The sequence below is a fragment of the Aquabacterium humicola genome, assembly GCF_030167915.1.
Taxonomy (GTDB): Bacteria; Pseudomonadota; Gammaproteobacteria; order Burkholderiales; family Burkholderiaceae_C; genus Pseudaquabacterium; species Pseudaquabacterium humicola.
In genome coordinates, this window is record NZ_JARGNB010000006.1 from 196,027 (window position 1) to 216,265 (window position 20,239).

15 protein-coding genes are annotated in these 20,239 nt (G+C 70.5%); 7 read left to right on the forward strand and 8 right to left on the reverse strand.

Annotation, left to right across the window (positions count from 1 at the left end):
• Positions 1–33 precede the first annotated feature (33 nt).
• Both P1K89_RS24145 and P1K89_RS24150 read left to right on the forward strand, forming a co-directional pair.
• A complete protein-coding gene (locus P1K89_RS24145; protein ID WP_284619072.1) occupies positions 34–915 on the forward strand; it encodes an amidohydrolase family protein in 882 nt (293 codons plus the stop codon).
• Positions 916–961: 46 nt separating this feature from the next.
• On the forward strand, positions 962–1,969 hold the full coding sequence (locus tag P1K89_RS24150) for a Bug family tripartite tricarboxylate transporter substrate binding protein (RefSeq protein ID WP_284619073.1): 1,008 nt from the start codon (positions 962–964) through the stop codon (positions 1,967–1,969).
• Positions 1,970–2,014: 45 nt separating this feature from the next.
• On the opposite strand, the gene P1K89_RS24155 is transcribed toward P1K89_RS24150, so the two are convergent.
• The 5 genes from P1K89_RS24155 to P1K89_RS24175 form a co-directional block, all read right to left on the reverse strand.
• Positions 2,015–4,291 (reverse strand): xanthine dehydrogenase family protein molybdopterin-binding subunit, encoded by a 2,277-nt coding sequence (locus P1K89_RS24155; protein WP_284619074.1) that lies wholly within the window; start codon positions 4,289–4,291, stop codon positions 2,015–2,017.
• Positions 4,288–4,776, reverse strand: coding sequence for a (2Fe-2S)-binding protein (locus P1K89_RS24160; RefSeq protein ID WP_284619075.1), 489 nt, complete (start codon positions 4,774–4,776; stop codon positions 4,288–4,290). Before P1K89_RS24160 ends, P1K89_RS24155 begins: the two co-directional genes overlap by 4 nt.
• A gap of 288 nt (positions 4,777–5,064) precedes the next feature.
• A complete protein-coding gene (locus tag P1K89_RS24165) occupies positions 5,065–6,948 on the reverse strand; it encodes a hybrid sensor histidine kinase/response regulator (protein ID WP_284619076.1) in 1,884 nt (627 codons plus the stop codon).
• An 8-nt stretch (positions 6,949–6,956) separates the two neighbouring features.
• The gene (locus P1K89_RS24170; protein ID WP_284619077.1) at positions 6,957–8,069 is read right to left on the reverse strand and encodes an amino acid ABC transporter substrate-binding protein; all 1,113 of its coding nucleotides are present in this window, start codon (positions 8,067–8,069) and stop codon (positions 6,957–6,959) included.
• Between the two features lie 166 nt (positions 8,070–8,235).
• The gene (locus P1K89_RS24175) at positions 8,236–8,451 is read right to left on the reverse strand and encodes a hypothetical protein (RefSeq protein ID WP_284619078.1); all 216 of its coding nucleotides are present in this window, start codon (positions 8,449–8,451) and stop codon (positions 8,236–8,238) included.
• A gap of 286 nt (positions 8,452–8,737) precedes the next feature.
• On the opposite strand from P1K89_RS24175, the gene P1K89_RS24180 reads away from it, so the two are divergent.
• Positions 8,738–9,106: a BON domain-containing protein gene (locus P1K89_RS24180; protein ID WP_284619079.1), complete on the forward strand. Its 369-nt coding sequence runs from the start codon at positions 8,738–8,740 to the stop codon at positions 9,104–9,106.
• 95 nt (positions 9,107–9,201) lie between these two features.
• On the opposite strand, the gene P1K89_RS24185 is transcribed toward P1K89_RS24180, so the two are convergent.
• From P1K89_RS24185 to P1K89_RS24195, 3 genes are all read right to left on the reverse strand, one after another.
• Positions 9,202–12,855 carry an ABC transporter permease/M1 family aminopeptidase gene (locus tag P1K89_RS24185; protein ID WP_284619080.1) on the reverse strand — a complete coding sequence of 1,218 codons (3,654 nt, stop codon included), beginning with the start codon at positions 12,853–12,855 and terminating at the stop codon, positions 9,202–9,204.
• A gap of 17 nt (positions 12,856–12,872) precedes the next feature.
• On the reverse strand, positions 12,873–13,781 hold the full coding sequence (locus P1K89_RS24190) for an ABC transporter ATP-binding protein (protein ID WP_284619081.1): 909 nt from the start codon (positions 13,779–13,781) through the stop codon (positions 12,873–12,875).
• A 147-nt stretch (positions 13,782–13,928) separates the two neighbouring features.
• The gene (locus tag P1K89_RS24195) at positions 13,929–14,486 is read right to left on the reverse strand and encodes an HNH endonuclease (protein WP_284619082.1); all 558 of its coding nucleotides are present in this window, start codon (positions 14,484–14,486) and stop codon (positions 13,929–13,931) included.
• Positions 14,487–14,744: 258 nt separating this feature from the next.
• Here P1K89_RS24195 and P1K89_RS24200 point away from each other — a divergent pair, with 258 nt between their 5' ends.
• The 4 genes from P1K89_RS24200 (at position 14,745) to P1K89_RS24215 (ending at position 20,235) form a co-directional block, all read left to right on the forward strand.
• Positions 14,745–15,434, forward strand: a complete 690-nt coding sequence (locus tag P1K89_RS24200) for a TetR/AcrR family transcriptional regulator (RefSeq protein ID WP_284619083.1) — start codon at positions 14,745–14,747, stop codon at positions 15,432–15,434.
• A gap of 35 nt (positions 15,435–15,469) precedes the next feature.
• The gene (locus tag P1K89_RS24205) at positions 15,470–17,260 is read left to right on the forward strand and encodes an acyl-CoA dehydrogenase C-terminal domain-containing protein (protein ID WP_284619084.1); all 1,791 of its coding nucleotides are present in this window, start codon (positions 15,470–15,472) and stop codon (positions 17,258–17,260) included.
• Between the two features lie 32 nt (positions 17,261–17,292).
• The gene (locus P1K89_RS24210) at positions 17,293–17,727 is read left to right on the forward strand and encodes a DUF2147 domain-containing protein (RefSeq protein ID WP_284619085.1); all 435 of its coding nucleotides are present in this window, start codon (positions 17,293–17,295) and stop codon (positions 17,725–17,727) included.
• Positions 17,728–17,853: 126 nt separating this feature from the next.
• Positions 17,854–20,235 carry a 3-hydroxyacyl-CoA dehydrogenase/enoyl-CoA hydratase family protein gene (locus P1K89_RS24215; RefSeq protein ID WP_284619086.1) on the forward strand — a complete coding sequence of 794 codons (2,382 nt, stop codon included), beginning with the start codon at positions 17,854–17,856 and terminating at the stop codon, positions 20,233–20,235.
• Positions 20,236–20,239: the final 4 nt, after the last annotated feature.

A 20,239-nucleotide genomic window follows, 5' to 3' on the forward strand; every position in this document is an offset into this window, starting at 1 on the left:
AGGTAGCGACAAGGTAGCGACAAGGACCCCGCGATGAATCCCGACGCGCTGATCGCCATCGACACGCACACCCACCTCGAGGTGTCGTGCCGCAACCCGTTCGACAACTACGGCGAGGAATACGACCGCGCCGCCGACAAGTACTTCAAGTCCTCGCGCCGGCCGACGATGCAGGAGACGATCGACTTCTACCGCGAGAAGAAGATCGGCTTCGTCAACTTCACCGTCGATGCCGAGACCCAGCTCGGCCGCCGCCGCATCCCGAACGAGGAGATCGCCGAGGCCGCGCTCGCGAATCCGGACATCATGATCGCCTTCGGCTCGATCGATCCGCACAAGGGCAGGATGGGCGGGCGCGAGGCCCGCAAGCTGGTCGAGGAGTTCGGCGTCAAGGGCTTCAAGTTCCACCCGACGGTGCAGGGCTTCGAGCCGGCCGACCGCATGGCCTGGCCGATCTACGAGGTCATCAACGAGCACAAGCTGCCGGCGGTGTTCCACAGCGGCCACTCGGGCATCGGCAGCGGCATGCGCTGCGGCGGGGGCCTGCGGCTGCAGAACTCGAACCCGATGCTGCTCGAGGACGTGGCGATCGCCTTCCCCGACATGCAGATCATCATCGCCCACCCGTCGTGGCCGTGGCAGGACGAGGCGATCTCGCTGGCGATGCACAAGCCCAACATCTGGATCGACCTGTCGGGCTGGAGCCCGAAGTACTTCCCGCCGCAGCTGGTGCAGTACGCGAACACGCTGCTGAAGGACCGCATCCTCTTCGGCAGCGACTTCCCGCTGATCTCGCCCGACCGCTGGCTCGCCGACTTCGAGCAGGCGGGCTTCAAGGACGAGGTCAAGCCGCTGATCCTCAAGCGCAATGCGATGCGCCTGCTCGGACTGGAAGGCAGCAACAAGACTGCCTAGTTCCTGAAAGGAGCGTCATCGGGGCGCTCCACCCCTCGGAGACTTCATGCAACGCAGAGACCTTCTGCTGGCCGCCGCCACGGCCAGCATGGCGCCGCTCGCCCTGGCGCAGCCAGTGCCATCCCCGCAGCCCGCGCAACCGGCGCCCGCCGCGCCGCTGGACACGTCGCGCATCCTCACCGGCTTCCCGGCCGGCGGCACGGTCGACGTCGTCGCCCGCCGCATCGCCGACCGGCTGCGCGGCCCGCTCGCGAAGACCGTGCTGGTCGACAACCGCGCCGGCGCCGGCGGCCGGCTGGCGGTCGACGAGCTGCGCCGCAGCGCGGCCGACGGCTCGACCTTGCTGGTCAGCCCGGCGGCAATGGTCACGCTGTACCCGCACCTGTACCTGAAGCTGCCCTACGGCCTCGACGACGTGACGCCGGTGGCCGGGCTGACCTCGGTGGTCTTCGGCCTCGCGGTCGGTCCCGCGGTGCCGGAGTCGGTGAAGACGCTGAAGGACTTCCTGGCCTGGGCCAAGTTGAATCCGAACGCCGCCAGCTACGGTTCACCCGGCGCCGGCTCGCCGCCGCACCTCGTCGGCGCGCTGCTGGAGAAGGAGAGCGGCGTCGCGCTGAACCACGTGCCCTACCGCGGCACGATGCCCGGCATCCAGGACCTGCTGGGCGGCCAGATCGCCAGCTTCAGCGGCCCGATCGGCGACTACCTGCCGCACGTGAAGACCGGCAAGCTGCGCGTGCTGGCGACCTCCGGTCCGAAGCGCTCGCGCTACCTGGCCGAGGTGCCCACCTATGCCGAGCTGGGCTTCAAGGCGCTGGAGCAGGTCGAGTGGTACGGCCTGTTCCTGCCGGGCAGGGCGTCGCCGGAACTGGTCAGGCGCGTGTCGGAGCAGGTGCGCGCGGCGATGCTGGCGCCCGAGATGGCGCCGGCGCTGGCGCAGTTCGGCCTGGAGGTCGCGCCGACCTCGCCCGCGGAGCTTCAGAAGGCGGTGCGCGACGAACACGCCGCGTGGGGGCCGATCGTCAAGCGCGTGGGCTTCACGCCGGAATCCTGACGCCCGAAAGACGCGGCAGGGCGGGACGCGGCAGGACCGGGCGAATCAGGCCCCTGCGCCGCCGACGCGCCCCAGGTCGAAGGGCAGCGCGCGCAGCCGCCGCCCGGTCGCCGCGAACACCGCATTGGCCAGCGCCGCGGCGGTGCAGTGCGACGCCGGCTCGCCGATGCCGGTCGGCGGCGCGTCGCTGTCGACGAGCACCGTCTCGATCGCCGGCATCTCGTCGAAGCGCAGCAGCGGCAGGTCGTGGAAGTTGCTCTGCTGCAGGCGGCCGTCGACCACCGTCGGCGCGGGCTTCAGCGCCGCGGTCAGCGCGAAGACGATGCTGCCCTCGACCTGCGCCTTCACCAGCTGCGGGTTGATCACTCGGCCGCAGTCGATGGCGCTGATCACGCGCACGATCTTCAGGCCGGGGCCCTGCGGCGCGAGCTCGATCACCTGCGCGACGTAGCTGTCGGTGCAGGTGCTCGCCAGGCCCCGGCCGGCGCCGGCGGGCATCGCGCGGCCCCAGCCGGCGGCCTCGCAGGCCAGGCGCTGCACGGCCGCGAGGCGGCCGGTGTCGATGGTCTCGAAGTCGCCCTCGTTCTCGTAGCGCAGCATCCGCGCCGGCGCGAGCAGGCGCTGGCGGTACGCCAGCGGATCTTCCTTCGCGGCGTGCGCGCACTCGTCGAGCAGCACTTCGTTGACCAGCGTGTTGTTGGCGGTGAAGCCGCGCCGCCACCACAACACGCGCATCGTCTGCTCGACGATGCGGTGACGCACGTGCATCTGCGCGGCGCCATAGGGGAACTTCTCGCCGTCGATGACGATGCTGCGGTCCAGGCCGCTCGGCGCGATCGACGCGCGTTCGCTCTGCTGGCGCACCGACAGCGCGGCCACCGAATGTTCCAGCGCGGCGATGCGGCCGTCGGCGGCGAGCGCCGCGCGCACGCGGTGGCGGCTGGGCGGCGAGAAGAAGCCGTGCTGGAAGTCGTCCTCGCGTGTCCACAGCAGCTGCACCGGCCGCCCGGCCTCGCGCGACAGCATCGCCGCCTCGATCGCGTAGTCCGGCATCAGCCGGCGGCCGAAGCTGCCGCCCAGCAGCGGGGTGTGGATGATCACGCGCTCCGCCGGCAGCCCGGTGAGCTCGCGCAGCGCGCGCAGCAGCAGGCTCTGGAAATGGCAGGGCGCCCAGACCTCGCAGCGCTCGGCGCTCCAGTGCGCCACGGCGTTCATCGGCTCCATCGGCGCATGCGGGAGCATCGGCACGTCGACCTCGAAGTCCAGCACCTGGCGTGCGCCGGCGAAAGCCTGCGCCAGGCCCTCTGGCGTGCCGGTGTGCAGGCCGCTGACCCACGGGTGCAGGCCTTCGCGCGGGGCGTCGGGGGTACCGTCGGCGAGCGCGCGCCTGAAGTCCTCGGCCAGCGATGCGGTCGAGGCCAGTCGGCCGCCGCGCGGCTTGCGGTCGGCGCCGCGCTCGTTCCACGTCGCCTTCAGGCGGCGCCGGCCCTGCAGCGCGGCCCAGGTCGAATCGGCCAGCACCGCGACGCCGTCGCGGATGTAGAGCTCGGCATCGGGGAAGGTATTGCCGCGCATCGGGATCACGTGGCGCACGCCCTTCACCGCGCGCGCCGCACGCTCGTCGAAGCCGGCGAGGCGGCCGTTGATGACCGGGCTGCGCTCGATGCTGGCGAACAGCATGCCGGGCACGCGCACGTCGATGCCGTAGACGGCCTGGCCGCGCACGATGGGCGTCAGGTTCTTGGCGGGCAACGGGCGGCCGATCAGCTGTTGCGCGGCGCGGTCCTTCAGCGCGGGCTGGGCCGGCACCGGCAGCGTGGCGGCGCGCGCGGCGAGCTCGCCGTAGCCCGCGCGCCGGCCGCTGGCCGGGTGCAGCACCGCGTGGCGCTCGGTGCGGCAGTCGGCCGCCGGAACGCCCCAGGCCAACGCGGCCGCCTCGCGCAGCATCTCGCGCGCCTGGGCGCCCGCGATGCGGGCCGGCTGCCACGCGCCGCTGATGCTGTACGAGCCGCCGGTGATCATGAACTGCTTGCCGTCGGGCCGCATCGTGCCGACGGCGACGCGGTCCCAGTCGGCGTCGAGCTCGTCGGCCACCAGCATCGCGAGGCCGGTCGCGGTGCCCTGGCCCATCTCGGTCTTCGAGATCGAGACCCGCACGGCGCCGTCGCGCGCGATCGTGAGCCAGGCGTTCGGCCGGAAGTCGGCCGCCGGCGCGGCGGCTTGCGCGTGGGCCGCGCCGCCGAGGCGGAAGCCCAGCACCAATGCGGCGCCGGCGCGCATCAGGTCGCGCCGCGTCGGCGCAGGCTGCAGCGCGGCGCTCACGAGCGCCTCCCGCGGTCGGTCATCAGCGCTGCCGCGCGGTGCACCGCGGCGCGGATGCGCGCATAGGTGCCGCAGCGGCACAGGTTGGCGCGCATCGCGTCGTCGATCTGCGCATCGGTCGGCCGCGGCACGCGCTGCAGCAGCGCGGCGGCCGACATCATCTGGCCGGCCTGGCAGTAGCCGCACTGCGGCACGTGGTGCTCGGCCCAGGCCTGCTGCACCGGGTGCAGGCGCTCGCCCTGGCCGAGTCCTTCGCACGTCAGCACATTCCGGCCGTCGAGCGCCGTCATCGGCTGCGCGCAGGCGCGCACCGCCTGGCCGTCGACGTGCACCGTGCAGGCGCCGCAGGCGCCGATGCCGCAGCCGTATTTGGTCGCCGTCAGGCCGAGCTCGTCGCGCAGCATCCACAGCAGCGGCTGCTCGCCGTCGCCCGCGTACGAACGCGCGACGCCGTTGACCGTCAGCCGTATCCGTCGTGCCGCCATGCCGGCCTCCCGTGAAAGGTATTCGGGCGGCATTCTTCGGCGCCAGCGGCCGCGCCACCAGCGCACATCGACGGACGACGGTATTCGAACCGCGAACCGCGGTGATCCCACAGGCGGTGGGGTTTGCCGGCCGGGCGACGATTCAGGGACGCGGAGGCTGGACGTGTGGCAGCCCCTGCGGGCTGCCGCACGCCTGCCGACGGGCCCGAGCTCTGCGAGGGCGCGGCCTGCAAGGCTGAGGAGCCCGGCCGGCAAACCCCGCCGCCTGTGGCGCAGGCCACCAGCCCGCTACTCCGCGTACACCCAGTCCAGCCCCAGCCGCGCGCCGATCTGCGCCACCAGCTCGTCGGGCCGCAGCGGCTTGGTGATCACGTCGTCCGCCCCGGCATCGAGCGACGCGCGCAGGTCCTCGGCGAAGGCGCCGGCGGTCACGGTGAGGATGGGCGTGCGGCGGAACTCGTCCATCGCCCGCAGCCGGCGCGTCGCCTCCAGCCCGTCCATCACCGGCATCACGCAGTCCATCAGGATCAGGTCCGGCCGCAGGCGGCGCGCGGTGTCGATGCCGGTCGCGCCGTTGTCGGCCTCGATCACCTGGAAGTCCAGTTCCTGCAGCAGGTCGCCGATCAGCGCGCGGTTCTCGTCGACATCGTCGACCACCAGCACTGCGCGCCGCGCGCCCTGGTAGCCGATCGGTCGGCGCGCCGGCCGCGGGGCATCGTCGGGCGAGGGCAGCACCGGCAGCATCAGCTCGAAGCGGAAGACGCTGCCCTGGCCCGGCGTGCTGTCCAGCGCGATGTCGCTGCCCATCGTGCGCACCAGCTGGCGGCTGATCGCCAGGCCGAGCCCGGTGCCGGCGGCGCGCCGCTGCGCGTCACCCAGTTGTTCGAAGGGCTGGAACACCATCTCGTGGCCGCTGGCCGGGATGCCGGGGCCGGTGTCCTGCACCTCGAAGCGCAGCACGGCCTGCAGGGCGTCGCCGCCCAGGCAGCGCCGGATGCGCAGCGTGACCTCGCCACGCTCGGTGAACTTGATCGCGTTGCCGACCAGGTTCAACAACACCTGCCGCAGCCGGCGCTCGTCGGCCAGCACCTGTGCCGGCAGGTCCGGGTCGAGGTCGAGCGCGAAGCGCAGCTGGCGTGTCTGCGCCTGCACGCGCGCCAGGTCGGCGACCCCGGCCAGCAGCCGCTGCAGCTCGAAAGGCGCGGGCACCAGCGCGAAGCGGCCCGCTTCCACCTTCGCGAGGTCCAGCACGTCCTCGATCAGCCGCAGCAGGTGGGCGCCGCTGTCCTCGATCGTGCGCAGCCGCGCGACCACCTTCGGCGCCAGCCCGGGCGTGCGCTGCAGCAGCTGCGCGAAGCCCATGATCGCGTTCAGCGGCGTGCGCAGCTCGTGGCTCATGCTGGCGAGGAAGCGGCTCTTGGCCTGGTTCGCGGCTTCGGCCGCCTCGCGCGCGCGGCGCTCGGCCTCGGCCCGGCGCGTCGCCTCCATCATCGATCCGATCGAGTGGCCGAGCTGCTCGAACTCGGCGACGCCCTCGTAGCTCGGCGGCCGGTTGTGCTGCACGTCGTCCATGATGTGGCGGATCGGCGCCTCCAGCCGCGACGCGATCAGGAACATCATCAGCGCGACGCCGACGGCCAGCGCCAGCGAGGCCACGCCGGCCAGCGCGAACAGCTCGCCGAAGAGTCGTGAATACGGCGCGAGGTCCTGCACCACCGTCAGCTGCCAGCGCCAGGGCTCGAAGCGGCGCGTCATCTGCCGCGCATCGTCGGGCATCAGCGACAGCAGCCCCCGCGCGGCCGGTGCCGCGGCGCCCAGGTCCTCGATGCGGCCCTCGTCGCCGGCATCGATGCGCACCGCCAGGCGGTTCACTCGTGCATAGTCCTCCACGGCGACCAGCGCCAGCAGGCGGCGTTCGCGGATCGCGGCCGCGTCGCGCTGACGGCCGGTGCGCTGCAGCTCGTCGTGGCTGGACTCGACGATCTGCATCACGCCGAGCGAGCGCCAGTGCAGGTCGGCGGCCGCCTGCCGGCCGACGAACTCGGCGACCGCGGCGGTCGCGGCCACCAGTGCGATCAGCCCGAGCAGCAGCGCGAACAGCCCGGCCGGGGCCATCAGCCGGAAGGCCAGGCGGCGGCGCAGCGGGACCGGTGGCGCGGCGGTGGGGCCCATGGACCGGTTCAGCGCACGAACAGCGGCGGCGCGGTGCGCAGCTCGCTGGGCCAGACGATCTCGCGCTTGCCGCCCTGCCACTGCACGATCAGCGCCAGCGCCCTGGCCTGCGCGCCGGTGGCGTCGGCGGCATAGCGGCCGATGATGGTGGTGGTGTCCAGCGTCGCGAGCGCGCGCCGCACCGCGGGCCGCTCGGCGCTGCCGGCCCGGGCCACCGCCTGCTCCAGCAGCTGCCCGCCCGCAAAACACAGCGCCGCGTGGTAGGACGGCGCTTCACCGAAACGCTGCAGGAAATCGCGCAGGAAGTCGGGCGAGCCGGGATGCGCGAGGTCCGGACGCGGCTCCCACAGCGAGGTGCCGAAGGTGCCCTGCGCGTCCGCGCCGAGCTGCTCGTGGTAGCGCGGCATCGCGGCACCGGCGGAGACGTAGTACGGCGGCGACCACGCCAGCGCCTTCAGCACCCGCCGCATCGCGACGCCTTCGTCGAGCCGGCCGGCCAGCAGCAGGGCCTGCGCGCCGGCGTCGCGCGCCTGCACGGCCAGGCGCTCGAAGTCCTCCACCCCGGAGGCCGCGATCGCGAAGGCGACCAGCCGCAGCCCGACCACCGGCGCCCATTTGCGCGCGCCCTCGGCGACGCTGCGCGGACCGGCATCCGGCAGGCCGATCACGGCGATGCGCTCGATGCCGGCTTCGCGGAACAGCGACAGCGCGCCGAGCGCGTAGCGGCTGGTCAGCGGGTACAGGCCGAACAGGTGGTCGTAGCCGGCGTTCCACAGCTCGTCGCTGGCGCCGCCGACGGCCAGCAGCGGATGCCGGTGGCGCTGCGCCACCGGCGCCACCGCCGCGGTGATGGCGCTCGAATAGGGCCCGAGCAGCAGGTCGACGCGGTCCTCGCGGATCAGCTGCTCGTAGGCGCTGGCGGCGCGCGCGGGGTCGCTGGCATCGTCGCGCACCACCAGCTCGATGCGCCGGCCGAGCAGGCCGCCGCGGCGATTGACGTCGGCTTCCCAGAGCCGGCAGCCCTTGGCCTGCATGCCGGCCAGCGCCGAGTAGGGGCCGCTCAGGCTGAGCGACATGCCCACGCGCAGCGGCGAGGTCGTCGCGGCGGGGCAGGTCGCCATGGCGAGTGCGGCGAGCGCAAACGCCGCGATCGGTCGTCGGTGGGACGGTGACAAGCGCAGCTCCCCCGATGTGGCGGGCTGCGTCGGATCTTAGGCGCGTCGGCGGTGCCGGGTCATGGCTGAAAACGCGGAAGGCGGCGGCCGAAGGCCGCTGCGCTGACGGATTTCACCAGCCGCGCTGCAGCTTCGCCTCTCGCGCCGGGCCGTCCGCCGACGGCGCGGACCAGGGGCCGTCCGGTGGCGCGTCGTAGTCCGACGCGGGATCGATCCGCGAATCGATCATCCATTCCAGCGGACGCTGCAGCTGTCGGCTGATCCAGCCCATCATCGCCAGCGCGGCGACGGCCAGACCTGCGACGACCAGCCATTCATGCCATTCCATGACCGCTCCCCGTCCGTGCGCCGGCTCGGGTGCCGGCAGCTGGACGTCAGTGTCCGGCGCGGGGGTGCCCGAGCGGGCGGGCAGGCGCCGGCTTCTTCTGCCAGCCAACACTGCGCCGTCCCGTAGGAAGGCGCCGACAGCAGTCGGTTGGCTCCGACAGGACAACCCGTCCATGACCGATCCGGCCCGCGGGGGGCGCCGCCTATCGTTGACACCAGCCGCCGGTCATGCGGCGCGAGTACCCACCGCTCATCCGCTCCATCCACCTTTCGCAAGGAGAACTTTCATGAACGCTTCGATGACCCGCACTTCGCTGATCGCCGCCGCCTGCGCGGCCGCGCTGACCATGGGCCTGGCCGGCTGCGACCGCCGCGAGGCGGCAGCGCCCAAGGACGGCACGGTGACCGGCCAGGTGGAACGTGGCGCCGACAACGCGCAGGTCGCCATCAACGACGCCGCGATCACCGCCTCGGTCAACGCCCGCCTCGCGCGCGACAACGAACTGAGCGCGCTGCGCATCGACGTCGACACCGTCGACGGCAAGGTCGCGCTGAAGGGCACGGCGCCGAATGAAAGCGCGCGTGAGCGCGCGGCGAAGCTGGCGCAGGCCGTCGATGGCGTGCGCACGGTCGACAACCAGCTGACGATCGGCTGAGCCTCGGCCGGCCGCCGCGTCGGCCACGTCAATCGCACTGGATCCTGGACGCCGGCCCGCGGGCAACCCGGGCCGGCGTCGTGTTTCTTCCCCGCTCAGCGCCGCTCGACCGCCTTCAGGTTGTCATCGCTGAGCCGGTCGATGCGCTTGTTGTACGGATCGACGCCGGCCCACTGCGGCTCGCGGTCGAGCACCAGGTTGAAGGTCTGGCGGCCGCTGCGCAGCGGCTGCACCGCCAGCGACAGCACCGCCGCCGGCCCGAAGCCGGCCTTGCCCGGTTCCGCTGCGAACACGCCGATCTCCACCGGCTCGTCCTGCAGCGGCGCGTCGGTTTCCTTGCCCAGGCCGTCGGCGTAGCGCTTGTGCGCCTCGATCACGAGCTCCAGCTCCCAGCGCCTGTCCTCGCGCGGGCGCTTGATCGCCGACACTGTCTTCAGGTCCAGCAGCGTGATCTTCTCGAACAGGTCGGTGATCAGCGCGTCGTGCTGCGGGCCGGCCTCGGCGCGCAGCAGCGCGAGGAAGTCGCGTGTGTTCGGATACGGCGCGGCCTTGAACGCATGCTGCGCGAGGAACTTCGACAGCGCCCGGTTCAGCGCCGGCTCGCCGACGCGCTCCTTGAGCCAGTACATCGCGAGCGAGCCCTTGTTGTAGTGGATGTAGGGCTGGTTCTCGACGCGCGCCAGCGGCAGCTCCTCGACCACTTCGCCGCCGCGCGCGCGCAGGTAGCGGTCGAGCTCGTACTTGAGGAACCTGCGGATCTGCTCCGGCCCGTACAGCCGCTCCATCACCAGCAGCGCCGAGTACTGCGCGAAGGTCTCGACCAGCATCGTCGCGCCCTGCTGGTACGCCGGCACCAGCTGGTGGCCCCACCACTGGTGCGCGATCTCGTGCGCGGTGACGTAGCTGACCATGTCGATCTTCTCCGGGTCGACCTGGCGGTGGATGAAGCCGATCGTCTCCGAGTACGGGATGGTGTTCGCGAAGCTCTGCGCGAAGTCGGCGTAGGCCGGGAACTCCAGGATGCGCGCCTGCTGGAACTGGTAGGGGCTGAACTGCTCGGAGAAGACCTGCAGCGACAGCTTCATCGCCGCCAGCATGCGGTCGACGTTGTACGGATGCGCCTCGTGGTAGTAGACGGCGAGCTGCACGTCCTGGCCCGGCGACGCCTGCGGAGCCTGCGGATTCGCCGACCCGGTGGGCCGCCAGCTGTCGCGCCTGACCGCGTAGCGCGCCGACTGGATCGAATAGAAGTGCTCGATCGGCGCATCGGGCTTGAAGCGCACGGTGCGGCGGCCACCGGTCACCGTGTCGGACAGCGTGGTGCCGGGGGCGATCGGCGTCTGGTCGGCATCGGTGGTGACGCTCATTTCGAGCGTCACGAATCCGCTGTCGGGCCGGAACAGCGTGCGGGCGCGTCCGCTGTCGTCCTCCAGCGTCGGCGGCCGCAGGTCCGGCGGCAGGCCGTGCTTGCGGCGCTTGCTGCGGTCCTTCAGCAGCGCCTCGCGCGATGCGCCGATGAAGGGGGTGATCTCGGTGTTGTCGAGGAAGCTGCCGTTGGCGACGATGCGCGTCAGCGGCGCGCGGTTCGGGAAACCGCGTTCTTCCAGCGTGGTCGTGAAGCCCAGCGTGCGTCGCTCGCCGGGCTGCATCGGCTGCGCGAGCCGGTAGATGCGGTAGTGCAGCGTCGGCCATTCCTGCTCGAGGCGCGCGCCGTCGAGCTCGACCGCATCGAGCTTCAGCGCCGGCACCCACGCCAGGTGCAGCGTGTCGATCGCGGCGGCCGTGCGGTTCTCGATGACATAGCGGCCGCGCGTGATCGCGCGCGCCTCGCGCGGATGCAGGTCGACGTCCAGCGTGACCGCGGTGATGGTCGGCTGGGCCACCGTCTCGAACTTCAGCAGCGTCTTCTCGGCCTCGGCGAGCAGCGCTTCCTGCTCGGGTTCGGGCCGGTAGCGGTTCAGCACGTTGGTATTGAAGAAGATCCACGCGCCGCTGCCGGCCCAGACGGCGAGCGCGCCGCCGAGCACGATCAGCGCGCGGCCGCGCAGGCGGCGCGTCAGCTGCGCCAGGCGCGGGCGCAGCGCAATCGTCGCGCCCCGGCGCCACAGCGCGTAGGCGAAGACCGTCAGCACCAGCGCGAAGGCCGACCAGTAGACCTGCGTCCACGCGGCGCCGATCCAGAAGCGGCCGAGCCCGTTCATGTCCGACAGCGGCACCGGCGTCGTCGCGCCGTAGTTGTAGAGCACGTGCTCGAAGCCGGCATTGCCGAGCGAGATCGATGCCACCAGGAACACCAGCATCGCGCCCCAGCCGAGGAACTTCTGCGGCACCAGCACCTGCACGAAGACCGACAGCACCGCCAGCTGCAGCGCGCCGATCGCCGTGGGCAGGACGAACCACAGCACGTAGGCGTCGAGCTGGTAGCGGTGGAAGCCCTTGATCGTCTGCACGACGATGCCCGCCAGCGCGCCGACCGCCGCGGTGGCCAGCAGCACCAGCGCGATCGCGATGATCTTCGGCACCAGATGGGCCCAGTCCGGCGCCGCGGTGGCATCGACGATCTCGTGCATGCGGCGCTCGCGGTCGCGCCAGACCAGCTCGCCGCCGTAGTAGATCGCGATGATCACCGGCATGATCGTGTAGGCGTTGTTGAGCGCCTGCACCATCAGCCGCGTCACCGGCCACGACGGGCTGCCGTAGAGCTCGCCGTCGAACCACAGGCTCGCGCCGGCGTTCAGCAGGCCGATCGCCAGCAGCACGAAGAAGGCCGGGCTGCGGAAGACGAAGGCCATGTCGAAGCGCGCGAGGGCCCAGGCCTGGGCCCGGCGCGTGGCGCCATCGCTGCGCGGCGAGGGCAGCGCGACCGGGCCGCGCTGGGCATCGGCCAGGCGCGCCAGGCGCGCGGCGGTGCTGGCGTCGTCATCGGCCGCCGCAGCAGTGACGCTGCGCTGCGTGCGGCCCTCGAAACGGAACAGCCGGTAGGCCAGCGCGAACAGCGCCAGCGCGATGCCGGTCCACAGCACGCGGTTGGCCAGCAGCAGGCCGGCGAGCGCGGGCAGCTGGCTGTTGCGTTCGGCGGCGGTCCAGTAGCGCGTGGTGATGCGCAGCACCGACATGCCGAAGGGATCGACCAACGCCGCCACCGCATCGTGGCGCGGGTCGCGCAGCAGCACGCTGGTGACGAAGTACAGCACCAGCAGCCCGACCGTGCCGACGTAGGTCCACATCATCGAGCGCGTGGCGGTGGCCAGCGCGAAGAAGGCCGCGGCGGTGATCAGCAGCGTCGGCAGCGCGAAGACGAACAGCGGCCACAGGTAGTCGGCCCAGCGCCAGGGGCCGATCTTCTCGGCATCGAGCCAGGGCATCAGCGTGCCGAGCGCGATGGCCAGCGGAATCGTGCACAGCACCAGGAAGGCGGCCGCGCTGGCGCCCACGAAACGGCCACCGAGGTAGGCGCCCTTGCTGACCGAGGTCGAGCGCAGGATCGGCGCGAAGCCGGTCTCGTCGTCGCGGATCACGACGTTGGCGACCATCGCGACGGTGACGAAGACCGCGAACAGGCTCATCACCGCCAGCGTCTGCAGGATCGCGTACGGCGCGTTGACGTTGACGTTGCCGCGGCTGCCGATCTGGATCTGCTCGATCGTCGTCGCGCCGAAGGTCAGCAGGAAGAAGATCAGGCAGCCGACCCAGAACACCGGGCTCTTCAGCTGGTAGCGCCACTCGAAGGCGGCGATGTGTCGAAACATCGTTCAGGCCTTTCGAGTCATGCGGCGGCGGTTTCGCCGTTGCGGCGCCGTTCGCGGTGCAGCGTCGCGAAATAGACGTCCTCCAGCGCCGCCGCCACCGGCTCGAAGCGCGGATCGGGCGCCGCGTCGGCCAGCACGTGGATCTGCGTGCGGCCGGCACGCAGCCGCGTCGCGATGACCTGGAACTGCTTGCGCAGCTCGGGCAGCTCGGCCTTGTCGATCACGCTGGTCCAGACGCGGCCGGCGATCGACTCGATCAGCGCCGTCGGCGTGTCCTGCGCGACGATGCGGCCGTCGACCAGGATCGCCAGCCGCGAGCACAGGTCGGCGACGTCGTCGACGATGTGCGTCGACAGGATCACGACCACGCTCTCGCCGATCTCGCTGAGCAGGTTGTTGAAGCGGTTGCGCTCCTCGGGGTCGAGGCCGGCGGTGGGCTCGTCGACGATGATCAGCTGCGGATGGCCGATCAGCGCCTGGGCGATGCCGAAGCGCTGGCGCATGCCGCCGGAGAAGCCGGCGATCGCGCGCTTGCGCACGTCCCACAGGTTCACCTGCTGCAGCAGCGCCTCGACCGTCTCGCGCCGCTCGCCGCGCGAGGCGATGCCCTTGAGCACCGCCAGGTGGTCCAGCATGTCGGTGGCCGATACGCGCGGGTAGACGCCGAAGTCCTGCGGCAGGTAGCCCAGCGTCGCGCGCAGGCGTTCGGGCTCGGCATTGACGTCGATGTCGCCGAAGCGGATGCGGCCGGTCGTCGGGATCTGCAGCGTCGCCAGGCAGCGCATCAAGGTCGACTTGCCGGCGCCGTTGGGCCCCAGCAGGCCGAACATGCCGCGCGGAATCTCGAGGTTCACGCCGTCGAGCGCGCGTGTGCCGTTGGGGTAGACATGGCTGAGCTGCTCGATCTGCAGCAGGGGCGGGGACATCTCGGGGCTCTCCGGAAGCTGGCTCGGGCGCCATGTTCCCACCTCGCCGCGCGAGGACAAGCGCGGGGCGACGAAGCGGCAGGGCGGAGGGACGAGGCGTCGGGCCGGCGCCACAGGCGGGCCCGCGCGGGGCGGCGGGGCCGAGGCTCAGCCGTGCAGCCGGCTCGAGCGCGGCACGCTCGCCAGCAGGAATTCCATCTGGTCGGTCAGGATGCGGCGGCCGCGCAGGATCATGTCCTCGTGCAGGCTCGGGATGTAGGGCAGGTACAGCAGGGTCATGCGCGCTTCTTCGGGCATGCGATTGCCCTTGCGGCCGTTGCAGGCGCGGCACGCGGTGATGCAGTTCATCCAGGTGTCGCGGCCGCCGCGCGAGACCGGCACGATGTGCTCGCGCGTCAGCGTGTCGAAGCCGAAGCGGCCGCCGCAATAGGCGCAGACATGGCGGTCGCGCACGAAGAGCTTGGTGTTCGTCAGCGCCGGGGTCTGCCGCCAGGCGCGGCTGGGGATGGCGCCGCGCACCGCGACGATCGAGTGCACCTCGATGCGCGACTGCAGGCCGGTGGTGCGCTGGATGCCGCCGCGCAGCACGTGGCAGGCGCGGCCGAGGGTCCAGGCGATGCCGTCGCTGGCGTAAAGCAGGGCCGCCTCCCGCGGCGTGATCCACGCTTGCGGGCGTCCGGATACATCGAGCTGCAAAACGTCCAAAGGGCCAGGCCTCCGGTGCACGACGTCCCGAGCGTAATGCATTCCGGTGTCATTCCATCACTACAAGGCATCTTTCGTGCCGTGATGCGCCAGAGGGACGGACTCGCACCCCCGGGTGAACCCGGACGGGGCGCCGCGAGGGGGAAATTGCTGCAGCTTCTAGAACCTGAACCCTAGAAAAACCGGGATTTCCTGGCGACACGGCGGATCGGACTTCTGCAAAATAGCACGATCGTTCGTTCCATTCGGGACCCCACCGTGACCGTCACGCCCCTGCCTCCGCCGCGCAAACGCTCCTCCGCCAGCGCCGCCGCGCGTTCGCTGCAGAAGGGCCAGCAGACCCGCGCCGCGATCCTCGAAGCCGCGCTGGGCCTGGCGTCGCACATGGGCCTGGAAGGCCTGTCGATCGGCGCGCTGGCCGAAGTGACGCAGATGAGCAAGTCGGGTGTCTTCGCCCACTTCGGCTCGCGCGAGGAACTGCAGATCGCGGTGATCCGCGAGTACCACCAGCGCTTCGAGGAAGAGGTGTTCTTCCCCGCGGTGCGCGAGGCGCGCGGCCTGCCGCGGCTGCGCGCGCTGTTCGAGCGCTGGGTCCGGCGCGTCTCGGTCGAGCTCGACTCGGGCTGCATCTACATCAGCGGCGCCGTCGAGTTCGACGACCGGCCCGGCCCGGTGCGCGATGCGCTGGCGTCGATGGTGCGCGCCTGGCAGGCCGCGCTGGAGCGCGCGATCCGGCTGTCGATCGACGAAGGCCACCTGCGCGCCGACACCGACACCCTGCAGATGTTGTTCGAGATCCACGGCCTGATCCTCGCGCTGCACCACGACGCGCGCTTCCTGCGCCTGCCGGGCGCCGTCGAGCGCGCGCGCACCGGCTTCGAACGCATCGTCACCCAGTACGTCACCGCGACGCCGGACCGCAAGGCCGCGCGGGCCGCGGTGCGCTGATCGTTTCCCTTCGTCGTCACTTCAGGAGCTGTCCCATGCCCCAGTACACCCCGCCGCTTCGCGACATGCAGTTCCTGATGCACGAGGTGCTGAACGCCGTCGACGAACTGAAGCTGCTGCCCAAGCATGCCGACGTCGACGCCGAGACGCTGAACGCCGTGCTGGAAGAGGGCGGCAAGTTCGCCGCCGAGGTCATCGCGCCGGTGAACCTGTCCGGCGACGCCGAAGGCTGCAAGCTGGACAAGGCCACGCACGAGGTCAAGACGCCCAAGGGCTTCAAGGAAGCCTATGCGACCTACGTCGAAGGCGGCTGGCCGGCGCTGAGCGTCGACCCCGAGTTCGGCGGCCAGGGCCTGCCGATCCTGGTGAACCAGTGCTTCTACGAGATGCTGAACTCGGCCAACCAGGCCTGGACCATGTACCCCGGCCTGTCGCACGGCGCCTACGAGGCGCTGCATGCGCACGGCACGCCGGAGCAGAAGGCGTTGTACCTGCCGAAGCTGACCAGCGGCAAGTGGACCGGCACGATGTGCCTGACCGAGCCGCACTGCGGCACCGACCTCGGCATGCTGCGCAGCAAGGCCGAGCCGCAACCCGACGGCACCTACCGCATCAACGGGCAGAAGATCTTCATCTCGGCCGGCGAACATGACCTGGCCGACAACATCGTGCACCTGGTGCTCGCGCGCCTGCCGGACGCGCCGGCCGGCTCGAAGGGCATCTCGCTGTTCGTCGTGCCGAAGTACCTGGTCAATGCCGATGGGTCGATCGGCGAGCGCAACGGCATCTTCTGCTCGGGCCTCGAGCACAAGATGGGCATTCACGGCAATTCCACCTGCCAGATGACGCTGGAGGACGCCGTCGGCACGATGGTCGGCGAGCCCAACAAGGGCCTGATGGCGATGTTCGTGATGATGAACGCGGCCCGCCTGGGCGTGGGCAACCAGTCGCTCGGCCTGACCGAGGTGGCCTACCAGAACGCCGTGGCCTACGCGAAGGACCGCATCCAGATGCGCGCGCTGTCCGGCCCGAAGGCGCCCGACAAGCCGGCCGATCCGATCATCGTGCACCCGGACGTGCGCAAGATGCTGCTGACCGCCCGCGCCTACGCCGAGGGCGGCCGCGCGCTGTCGATGTTCACCGCGCTGCAGCTGGACAAGCTGCTGGCCAGCGACGACGAGGACGAGCGCCGGGACGCCGACGACCTCGTCGCACTGCTGACGCCGATCATCAAGGCCTTCCTGACCGACAACGGCTGGATCGCCACCTCGCACTGCATGCAGGTCTTCGGCGGCCACGGCTACATCCACGAATCGGGCATGGAGCAGTACGTGCGCGACGCGCGCATCAACATGATCTACGAAGGTACGAACACCGTGCAGTCGCTGGACCTGCTGGGCCGCAAGGTGCTGTCGGACAACGGCAAGAAGCTGAAGAAGTTCGGCAAGCTGATCGCCGAGTTCGTCGAGGAAGAAGGCGTCGACGAGGCGATGCAGGAGTTCGTCAACCCGCTCGCCGACCTGGGCGACAAGGTGACCAAGCTGACCACCGAGCTCGGCATGAAGGCCTTCGGCAATGCCGACGAAGTGGGCGCCGCGGCGGTGGACTACCTGCGCATCGTCGGCCACCTGTGCTTCGCCTACTTCTTCGCCCGCATGGCGAAGGTGGCGCTGGCCAAGCAGGGCGCGGGCGATCCGTTCTACACCGCCAAGCTGCACACCGCGCGCTTCTACTTCGCCAAGCTGCTGCCCGAGACCGCGTCGCTGATCCGCAGCGCGCGCGCCGGCCTGGCGCCGCTGATGGCGATGGACGAGGCCTTGTTCTAAGCTGCCGCCTCCTAACCTTGGAGACGCACGCCATGAAGAAGCCTCTTGTTGCAATCGCCCTCGCCCTGACCGCCGGCGTCGCCTTCGCGCAGGCCTCGCCGGTGGGTCTGTGGAAGACGATCGACGACGAGACCAAGACCGAGAAGTCGCACGTGCGCATCAGCGAATCGGGCGGCGTGCTGACCGGCAAGATCGAGAAGTTCCTCGATCCGAAGGCCAAGCAGGACGCCGTCTGCGACAAGTGCAGCGACGAGCGCAAGGACAAGCCGATCCTCGGCATGACCATCGTCCGCAATGCCAAGCCCGATGCCGAGAAGGAGCACTGGGAAGGCGGCGACATCCTCGACCCGAACAACGGCAAGGTCTACCGGCTGCGCCTGAAGCCGCTGGACGGCGGCAAGAAGCTCGAAGTGCGCGGCTACATGGGCCCGTTCTACCGAAATCAACAATGGATCAGGGTGGAATGACCCCCCCGTAGCGCCTGCGGCGCCTCCCCCCAGGGGGCACCGCCAGCGGCCCGGCAGAGCCGGTTCCGCGTCGGTCGCTTGGGAAGGCACGACGGTGGCTACAGCAACGATTTTTCTGGAGAAGACATGAGCAAGTTCAACGTGCGCAAGGTCGCCGTGCTGGGCGCTGGCGTGATGGGGGCGCAGATCGCGGCCCACCTCGTCAACGTCAAGGTGCCGGTCGTTCTGTTCGACCTTCCGGCCAAGGAAGGCCACAAGAACGGCATCGTCACCAAGGCGATCGAGGGCTTGAAGAAGCTGAAGCCCTCGCCGATCGGCAACGCCGACGACCTGGGTTTCATCCAGGCCGCGAACTACGAAGAGCACCTGGACCTGCTCAAGGACTGCGACCTGGTGATCGAGGCGATCGCCGAGCGCATGGACTGGAAGCTCGACCTCTACACGAAGATCGCGCCGCACGTCGCCCCGCACGCGATCGTCGCCTCCAACACCTCGGGCCTGTCGATCACCAAGCTCGCGCAAGCGTTGCCGGAGTCGATCAAGCCGCGCTTCTGCGGCATCCACTTCTTCAACCCGCCGCGGTACATGTACCTCGTCGAGCTGATCCCCACCCCGACCACGCAGCCGCAGGTGCTGGACCAGCTCGAGACCTTCGTGACCTCGGGCCTGGGCAAGGGCGTCGTGCGCGCCATGGACACGCCGAACTTCGTCGCCAACCGCGTCGGCATCGCCGGCATGCTGTCGACGATCAAGGAGGCCGAGAACTACGGCCTCACGTACGACATCGTCGATGACCTGACCGGCAAGAAGCTCGGCCGCGCCAGCTCGGGCACCTTCCGCACCGCGGACGTCGTCGGCCTCGACACGATGGCCCACGTCGTCAAGACGCTGCAGGACAACCTGCAGGACGACCCCTTCTATCCCGCCTACGCCACGCCGCCGGCGGTGCAGAAGCTGCTGGACGCCAAGGCGCTGGGCCAGAAGACCGGTGCCGGCTTCTACAAGAAGGTCGGCAAGGACATCCTGCGCTTCGATCTCGCCAAGGGCGACTACGTGCCCGCGGGCGCGAAGGCCGAGGCCATCGTCGACCGCATCCTGAAGAAGCCCGCCGCCGAGCGCCTGAAGCTGCTGCGCGAATCGAGCCATCCGCAGGCGCAGTTCCTGTGGGCCATCCTGCGCAACAGCTTCCACTACGCCGCGGTGCACCTGGCCGAGATCGCCGACTCCGCGCGCGAAGTGGACCAGGCGATGCGCTGGGGCTTCGGCACCAAGCAGGGCCCGTTCGAGCTGTGGCAGGAAGCCGGTTGGCAGCAGGTGGCGACCTGGGTCAAGGAAGACATCGATGCCGGCAAGGCGCTGTCGAAGGCGCCGCTGCCCGCGTGGGTGTTCGACGGTCGCACTGGCGTGCACACGCCGGAAGGCTCGTGGAGCGCGTCGCAGAACAAATACCTGGCGCGCTCGTCGCTGCCGGTCTATGCGCGCCAGCTGTTCCCCGAGGCGCTGCTGGGCGAAGGCGCGACGTCGCCGCTGCAAGCCGGCACCGAGGAATTCAAGAACGACGAGCTGCGCGCGTGGACGCTCGACGGCGAGGTGCTGATCGCGACGATCACCTCGAAGATGCACCTGATCGGCCCGGGCGTGATCGATGGCCTCTTGAAGGCGGTCGAGCTGGCCGAGGCCAAGTACAAGGGCCTGGTGATCTGGTCGCCGGATGAGCCGTTCTCGGCCGGCGCCAACCTCGAGGCGATGCTGCCGACCTTCATGAAGTCGGGTGCCAAGGGCATCGCGCCGGAGATCAAGAAGCTGCAGGATGCGCTGCTGCGCGTGCGCTACGCTTCCGTGCCGACGATCGCCGCGGTGCGCGGCATGGCGCTGGGCGGCGGCTGCGAGATCGCGGTGGCCTGCGCGAAGCGCGTCGCTCACATGGAAAGTTATGTGGGCCTGGTGGAAGTGGGCGTCGGCCTGCTGCCCGGCGGCGGCGGCCTGACCTACATCGCGCGCCGCGGCGCCGAGAAGGCGAAGGCAGCCAACAACACCGACTACCTGGCGTTCGTCAAGGATGGCTTCCAGGCCGCGGCGATGGCCACCGTCGGCACCAGCGCGCTGGAAAGCCGCAAGCTGGGCTACCTGCTGGATGACGACGTGATCGTCGCCAACAAGGACGAACTGCTCTACGTCGCGATCGCGCAGGCCAAGGCGATGACCGACGCCGGCTGGCGTGCGCCCTTGAAGGCCTTGATTCCGGTGGCCGGCCGTTCCGGCATCGCGACCATCAAGGCCCAGCTCGTCGCGATGCGCGACGGCGGCTTCATCGGCCCGCACGACTACCACATCGCCAGCCTGATCGCCGACGTGGTCTGCGGCGGCGAGGTCGATGCCGGCTCGCTGGTGACCGAGGAATACCTGATGACGCTGGAGCGCAAGCACTTCTGCTCGCTCTTGGAACATCCCAAGACTCAGGAGCGGGTCATGGGCTTCCTGCAGACCGGCAAGCCCGTGCGCAACTGATCGG

What these genes read in the sequence shown, in the direction of transcription:
- P1K89_RS24170 (WP_284619077.1), bottom strand. Translation starts at nt 8,069, where the DNA reads ATGGCGACCTGCCCCGCCGCGACGACCTCGCCGCTGCGCGTGGGCATG.
- P1K89_RS24215 (WP_284619086.1), top strand. Translation starts at nt 17,854, where the DNA reads ATGAGCAAGTTCAACGTGCGCAAGGTCGCCGTGCTGGGCGCTGGCGTG.
- P1K89_RS24175 (WP_284619078.1), bottom strand. Translation starts at nt 8,451, where the DNA reads ATGGAATGGCATGAATGGCTGGTCGTCGCAGGTCTGGCCGTCGCCGCG.
- P1K89_RS24185 (WP_284619080.1), bottom strand. Translation starts at nt 12,855, where the DNA reads ATGTTTCGACACATCGCCGCCTTCGAGTGGCGCTACCAGCTGAAGAGC.
- P1K89_RS24165 (WP_284619076.1), bottom strand. Translation starts at nt 6,948, where the DNA reads ATGGGCCCCACCGCCGCGCCACCGGTCCCGCTGCGCCGCCGCCTGGCC.
- P1K89_RS24180 (WP_284619079.1), top strand. Translation starts at nt 8,738, where the DNA reads ATGAACGCTTCGATGACCCGCACTTCGCTGATCGCCGCCGCCTGCGCG.
- P1K89_RS24205 (WP_284619084.1), top strand. Translation starts at nt 15,470, where the DNA reads ATGCCCCAGTACACCCCGCCGCTTCGCGACATGCAGTTCCTGATGCAC.
- P1K89_RS24145 (WP_284619072.1), top strand. Translation starts at nt 34, where the DNA reads ATGAATCCCGACGCGCTGATCGCCATCGACACGCACACCCACCTCGAG.
- P1K89_RS24160 (WP_284619075.1), bottom strand. Translation starts at nt 4,776, where the DNA reads ATGGCGGCACGACGGATACGGCTGACGGTCAACGGCGTCGCGCGTTCG.
- P1K89_RS24210 (WP_284619085.1), top strand. Translation starts at nt 17,293, where the DNA reads ATGAAGAAGCCTCTTGTTGCAATCGCCCTCGCCCTGACCGCCGGCGTC.
- P1K89_RS24150 (WP_284619073.1), top strand. Translation starts at nt 962, where the DNA reads ATGCAACGCAGAGACCTTCTGCTGGCCGCCGCCACGGCCAGCATGGCG.
- P1K89_RS24190 (WP_284619081.1), bottom strand. Translation starts at nt 13,781, where the DNA reads ATGTCCCCGCCCCTGCTGCAGATCGAGCAGCTCAGCCATGTCTACCCC.